General features: G+C 51.2%; 4 protein-coding genes and 4 pseudogenes. 6 read left to right on the top strand and 2 right to left on the bottom strand.

Annotated features, from left to right (window positions below):
- The first annotated feature begins 159 nt into the window (after nt 1-159).
- The 5 genes and pseudogenes from hslV to BG74_RS07950 all read left to right on the top strand — a co-directional run bounded on the left by hslV (nt 160) and on the right by BG74_RS07950 (nt 3,795).
- A complete protein-coding gene (hslV, locus tag BG74_RS07930; protein WP_066597680.1) occupies nt 160-690 on the top strand; it encodes an ATP-dependent protease subunit HslV in 531 nt (176 codons plus the stop codon).
- A gap of 11 nt (nt 691-701) precedes the next feature.
- Nucleotides 702-2,039, top strand: coding sequence for an ATP-dependent protease ATPase subunit HslU (gene hslU, locus BG74_RS07935; protein ID WP_066597683.1), 1,338 nt, complete (start codon nt 702-704; stop codon nt 2,037-2,039).
- 107 nt (nt 2,040-2,146) lie between these two features.
- Nucleotides 2,147-2,965, top strand: a pseudogene (gene menA, locus BG74_RS14065) (1,4-dihydroxy-2-naphthoate octaprenyltransferase); the annotation flags it as partial.
- A gap of 150 nt (nt 2,966-3,115) precedes the next feature.
- Nucleotides 3,116-3,565 (top strand): annotated as a pseudogene (gene rraA / locus BG74_RS07945) (ribonuclease E activity regulator RraA).
- A gap of 26 nt (nt 3,566-3,591) precedes the next feature.
- Nucleotides 3,592-3,795 carry a hypothetical protein gene (locus tag BG74_RS07950; RefSeq protein WP_244267444.1) on the top strand — a complete coding sequence of 68 codons (204 nt, stop codon included), beginning with the start codon at nt 3,592-3,594 and terminating at the stop codon, nt 3,793-3,795.
- Here BG74_RS07950 and zapB read toward each other — a convergent pair.
- Nucleotides 3,792-4,031, bottom strand: coding sequence for a cell division protein ZapB (zapB, locus tag BG74_RS07955; RefSeq protein WP_066597685.1), 240 nt, complete (start codon nt 4,029-4,031; stop codon nt 3,792-3,794). The two genes, BG74_RS07950 and zapB, sit on opposite strands and share 4 nt — an antisense overlap.
- Before the next feature lie 655 nt (nt 4,032-4,686).
- Here zapB and BG74_RS18005 point away from each other — a divergent pair.
- Nucleotides 4,687-5,029, top strand: a pseudogene (locus BG74_RS18005) (fructose-bisphosphatase class II); the annotation flags it as partial.
- 71 nt (nt 5,030-5,100) lie between these two features.
- Here the strand turns inward: BG74_RS18005 and BG74_RS07960 are convergent.
- Nucleotides 5,101-6,098, bottom strand: a pseudogene (locus tag BG74_RS07960) (MFS transporter); the annotation flags it as partial.

Below are 6,098 nucleotides of genomic sequence, written 5' to 3' on the forward strand. Positions count from 1 at the left end.
GCCGATAAAATCTTGCAGAACGTACACGCCGCTGGAGTATCAAATTGCATCCCCGTTGCCGCCGGGGGTTGAAAACCCGTATTCCCGCCCCATTTAACAGTTATCCTCGCCCCTCATTCTTTGCGGGGTGCTCACTACTTCCATTCCAAGGGGTTGCTCGTGACAACAATCGTAAGCGTACGCCGCAATGGGCATGTCGTCATCGGTGGTGATGGACAGGCTACTCTGGGTAATACCATCATGAAAGGTAACGTGCGAAAAGTACGTCGCCTATATAATGAAAAAGTTATCGCAGGATTCGCCGGCGGCACCGCGGACGCTTTCACCCTATTTGAGCTGTTTGAACGTAAATTGGAAGTGCACCAGGGGCATCTGGTCAAAGCTGCCGTTGAATTAGCCAAAGACTGGCGCACAGACCGCATGCTGCGCCGTCTGGAAGCTTTGCTAGCAGTGGCCGATGAAAACGCCTCGCTCATCATTACCGGGAATGGCGATATTATTCAGCCGGAAAACGATCTGATTACTATCGGATCTGGCGGCCCGTATGCCCAATCTGCAGCGCGCGCGCTGTTGGAAAATACCGATTTCGGCGCACGCGAGATCGTCGAAAAAGCGTTAGGTATTGCCGGTGATATCTGCATCTACACTAACCATTTCCAAGCCATTGAAGAATTAACGTTCAAAGCGTAAGGATCCTGAAAATGTCTGAAATGACCCCACGGGAAATCGTCAGTGAACTCGATAGTCATATTGTAGGCCAGCACAACGCCAAGCGAGCTGTAGCCATCGCGTTGCGTAACCGCTGGCGCCGAATGCAACTGGACGAAGCATTACGCCATGAGGTGACACCGAAAAATATTCTGATGATTGGCCCCACAGGCGTCGGTAAGACGGAAATCGCCCGTCGCCTTGCAAAACTAGCCGGCGCGCCGTTCATTAAAGTCGAGGCCACCAAATTCACCGAAGTCGGCTATGTCGGTAAAGAAGTGGATTCCATCGTCCGTGATTTGACTGACACGTCTATCAAAATGGTACGGCTGCAGTCTATTGAACAAAACCGTTTACGAGCAGAAGAACTGGCGGAAGAACGGGTGCTTGACGCCTTGATCCCGCCAGCTAAGAATAACTGGGGACAGCCGGAGGAGAGCTGTGGTGGGCCGCCCTCCAGCACGCGCCAGAATTTTCGCAAAAAATTGCGTGAAGGTCAGTTGGATGATAAGGAGATTGAAATCAATCTCGTTGCAGCGTCGATAGGGGTGGAAATTATGGCCCCTCCCGGCATGGAGGAAATGACCAACCAGCTGCAATCGATGTTCAAAAATCTGGCCGGCCAGAAGCAGAAGCCGCGCAAGATAAAGATCAAAGAGGCCCTGAAGCTTCTGGTAGAAGAAGAAGCGTCCAAGCTAGTTAACCCAGAAGAGCTGAAAGAAAAAGCGATCGAGGCGGTGGAGCAGCATGGCATCGTATTTATCGACGAGATCGATAAAATCTGCAAACGCGGCGAGGTGTCTGGACCAGACGTTTCCCGGGAAGGCGTACAGAGGGATCTACTGCCGCTGGTGGAAGGCTGTACCGTTTCTACCAAGCACGGAATGGTGAAGACGGACCATATACTGTTTATCACTTCCGGCGCGTTCCAGGTTTCCAGCCCATCGGATCTCATTCCCGAGCTGCAGGGGCGCTTGCCGATCCGTGTCGAGCTGGAAGCCCTGACCACCGAGGATTTTGAACGCATCCTGACCGAGCCGAGCGCTTCTCTCACTACCCAATATATCGCCCTGATGGCGACGGAAGGGGTGAGTATCACCTTCACCGAAGATGGCATTAAGCGTATCGCCGAGGCAGCCTGGCAGGTAAACGAGCGCACCGAAAATATCGGCGCCCGCCGTCTGCACACCGTTCTGGAGCGTTTAATGGAAGATATTTCCTATGACGCTAGCGAGTGGAACGGTAAAACTATTTCTATTGATGCAGATTATGTTCGCAGCCACCTGGATGAGTTAGTATCTGATGAAGATTTGAGCCGTTTTATTCTGTAACCCATCGCAGGGCAATCGACATCCGCAACGGGGGAGGGTTTCAGGCCTCCCATTTTTTTGGCGCTCCCGTGTCACCGTACCGTAGAGAAGAGCACTATGTGAGCGACATAGCCACACTCAGCCTGACAAAAGCCTGGATGATCAGCCTGCGGCTACATACCTTGCTGTTGGCGCTATTAACCGCTTCCATACTGCAAATTCTCTCTAATCTGGCCAACGATTACGGCAATGGGGTGAAAGGCAAGCGCGACCGCTAACGGATTAGGCCCCTGCGCGGTGTATAACTGGGGATGATTTCCCACGAGCAGATGAAATTCGCGCTGCTGCTGGCATTGGCATTATCGCTGCTGTCGGGTTGCGCTATTGATTTTTGTGGCCTGCAACACCGCGGCGGACGTGCTCTGCTTTTATGTTTTGGCGTCTTGTCAATTATTACTGCTGTCACCTATACCGTCGCATCCTCCCCTACGGCTACATGGGACTCGGCAATCTGTCAGTGCTGAATTTTCTTTGGTTGGCTGAGCGTGGGCAGCAGATACTACCTGCAAATCGGCACCTTCTACGCCGTAGTGATATTACCCGTCACTGCTTGCGGCTTGCTGGCCACGGCGGTGTTGAGTATTAATAAGTTGCGCGATATCGAAAGCAATCGTCAGAACGGCAAAAAAACCCTGGCGGTACCGCCTGGGACCGCAACAGGCGCGATATTATCACGTTTTCCTACTGGCCAGCGCCGTGTTGTGCCTGGCGATTTTTACACTGCTAGAGCTGCATAATCGGTTGGCTGTTTTTGCTCGCTGTCCCGGCGTTGTATGTGCAGGCGCGTTACGTGTCCCGTACGAAGCGGATCCGTCCGGTATCGGGCCGATGCTGGAGAAAACCGTGAATGCGTGTTGATCATGAATATTCTGTTCGTGCTGGGCTTGCCTGTTAGATTAAACGCCGGCGCTTTTCTGACGTGCGTAAAGTTCACCTTTGATGACTTTAGTAACTCTGCCGAGAACGCGATATACCTGCGAATCCAGTGGAAAACGGACGTAAATCCTATGAAATAGAATACCTCAGAATTATGTGATATCTATCAGGAAAATGTGAATGTTGTTAAACCTCTTTTCACTAATTTTAGCGGCAGAACTTCTTTCGGCAGTCAAATAACGCGACCGTGAAGTGTTTTGAGGATAACAGTTTTCTCTATGAGCTGCTGGAAGAAAACGGCCACGGCCACGTCCTGCTGGTGAACGGCAGCGGATCGGTACGACGGGCGCTTATCGATGCCAGAACTAGGTAATCTGGCCGTGCAGAACGAATGGGAAGGGATCGTATTTTACGGCGCAGTGCGCTAGGTGAACGACCTGGAAGAGCTGGATCTGTGTATTCAGGCTATGGCCGCCACCCCAGCCGGTGAAAGCATTGACGAATGCGATATCCGAGTGAATTTTGGCGGCGTCACTTTCTTTTTTAGTGATCATCTCTATGTTGACAATACCAGGGTCATCTTATCCAAAGACGAGCTAGATTTAGAATAATGCTAACGGCTCTCCACGAGCGCGCCGTGAGCACGCTGTCAATAGCAGAGCCGGCGTGCTATGTCGGCCTGGCGGAGAGATCTCTTGGACAACGCCCGACGCCGGCAAACGGCTCAGTGGAGATCACCGCTGGGTATACGTCAGGTCGTGATGTGATGTGTAGTACCGATGCCCGAACGCACAAGGCGATGCGCGCACCGATCCAGCAGGCAATCCCTGGAGGAATTTAAACCTCATCCATTTTACTTAACAGGCCGCGCAAACGCTCTTGCCACACATGCTGCTCCTGCTTAAGCTGCTCGTTTTCGTTTACCAAAGATTCACGGTTGCTCTGCGCTTCCTGAATTTCCTGGCTCAGGCTAGTGTTCTTTTCTTTTAGCTCCTCGATTTCCATCTGTAGAAGCGTGATAGTATCAATCGCCTGCTGGACTTTCGCTTCCAGTTTCTGAAATACTTCAAATACCATTTGTTTCCCCTTAAAGACACAAGGCGTCTCGATCATTGGTTACTACACACCATTGTATAACTCGTAAAATCCGACCGCCCAGGCATTTTGACGCTGCCTTTTACTGTGACTGATACCGGATTGTAAGTAGCCTGCCTGTTCGTGTCCATACACATTGTCTCAATTAGGGCATTATGCCTCCATCTCCATGCCATAATTTCGGCCCAGCGACGGAAGAATCCGTCATGCCGGCTTCTTTCTTCCGGCATGACGGATGTGCGTGAATTTTCCTTTATAAGGAAAAATTAATAAAAAAATAAAGGTACTTATTGGCGTAATAAAATGGGTATTAAAGAACCAAATTTTAAGCGAATGAATGCATTTTTATGATATTATAGCTTACACATTCAGAGTTCGATATTTCTCTTTTTTACTCGTTAACGATAAATTCACATTATTACTATATAAGTTATTACTACATATTTTATCAGCAATAAGAGTGTTGTATCAGCTTAGTTCGACAACTTTCCAGCCACAGGAACCGCTTATTAGTCAATTAGCATCATCGATAATAAAAGGGCAATACATCGTCAAATTCCTCGGGATAGGATTACTGATTTTTTTCGGCTCCGGCTGTGTTTCCGCCATGAAGAGGTGGTGATTTCCGCCACAACAACGCGCTATGGCTGGGGATATGCAAGGCCAGCTGATTCCGCGGCATTAAGGTGAAAATCGACAGCAAAGAGGGGAACTGCCGAATTAGCGCAGATGAGCTTGCTCACTGCGCGGAAAAATGGGAATCATAGCAAATTGAGTGCTGTGGCTGGAATGGAAGAGATGACCCACAGCGATGACATCGTTTTTTTCCGCCACCGGAATCACCAATAGGAGATACCTGCTGAACGGTTATCATACGCAAAAGCAATATCGCCACTACAAAAACGCTGCTTATCCGAGGAAAAAGCCGCACCATTCGTCGCATTACCTCGATTCACTATCTCGATCGTAAGGATGCCTAGCTGCATCCCCTCATTATTATGGACCACTGAACCAATGCCCGGCCACAGCCGCGATATATACCTACGCGTTCCTAGACGATTTCCGAACCCTGGCGAGACATGGTTTGCGACAGCGGCAACCAGCACAGCAGAATTAGCATATCCATGGCGAAGGTTATTATCCCCAGGCTGAAATGGCCTTGCTGCGGCAGAAGCGAGGAGAAGCCGGCAACGACGCCTGAACCGATATTTTGCAGGCCACCGACCAACGTGCCTGCGGTGCCGGCCAGATAGGGATAAGGTTCCATCGTGCCGGTGGTGTGGCCAACGGAAACAGCATGCCGCCGCCGAAAAAGAACAGGCCGGCAGGCAACAGCAGTGTCCAGATGGTCATGATACCGAACAAGCCCGGCAGCCACATCATTATCTCTGCTAGCAGGAAGCTCAGCACTGCCCGCCACATCAGCGCGCTGAATGATCTGCCCGCGCGCTCCGCATACCAGGCGCTAAGAAACCTGCCCGGCAACGGCAGGATAAATAACAGGCTGACCTGCCGGCCAGTAGCCCCATTCTGCCTAACAGAACGCCGCTACCAGCCTCGAAAGCGATAATCCCCGCTAATCCGCCGACCAGCATTAATAGATAATGATTAAACACCTTTTCACTCAATAGTGACCAAAACCCAAGGCTTCGGCCGCTGCTTGGCTGGCCGCCGCATCGAAAGCGTCTCTGGTAGATGGAACCAGACCAGCAGACTGACGACTCTGTAGCTCAGTAGCAGCAAAAACGCGAAGCACACGCGCCAGCCCAGCTATTCGGCAAGCACGCCGCCGATTAACGGCGCCAGCAACGGACTAATCAAAATGCCCATATTGAGAGGCCGTTGGTCCGCCGCAGCGGGGGGAGACTATCGCAGATGTCGCGCGGCAACTTCCGTGCCATCACGCCGCCGACACCGGTTCCGATACCCTGGATGCCGCAGGCGAATGTCATTATCGATAGCCATTTACTTAGCATGGCCAGCATTTGTCCCCAGGAAAAAGATCGCCATACCATTCAAGATGACCGATCTTCGTCCTACCTGGTCGGA

It is taken from the genome of Sodalis-like endosymbiont of Proechinophthirus fluctus, assembly GCF_001602625.1.
Classification (GTDB): domain Bacteria; phylum Pseudomonadota; class Gammaproteobacteria; order Enterobacterales; family Enterobacteriaceae.

Excerpts from the sequence above, each read along its gene's own strand:
- hslU (WP_066597683.1), top strand. The coding sequence starts at position 702 with ATGTCTGAAATGACCCCACGGGAAATCGTCAGTGAACTCGATAGTCAT.
- zapB (WP_066597685.1), bottom strand. The coding sequence starts at position 4,031 with ATGGTATTTGAAGTATTTCAGAAACTGGAAGCGAAAGTCCAGCAGGCG.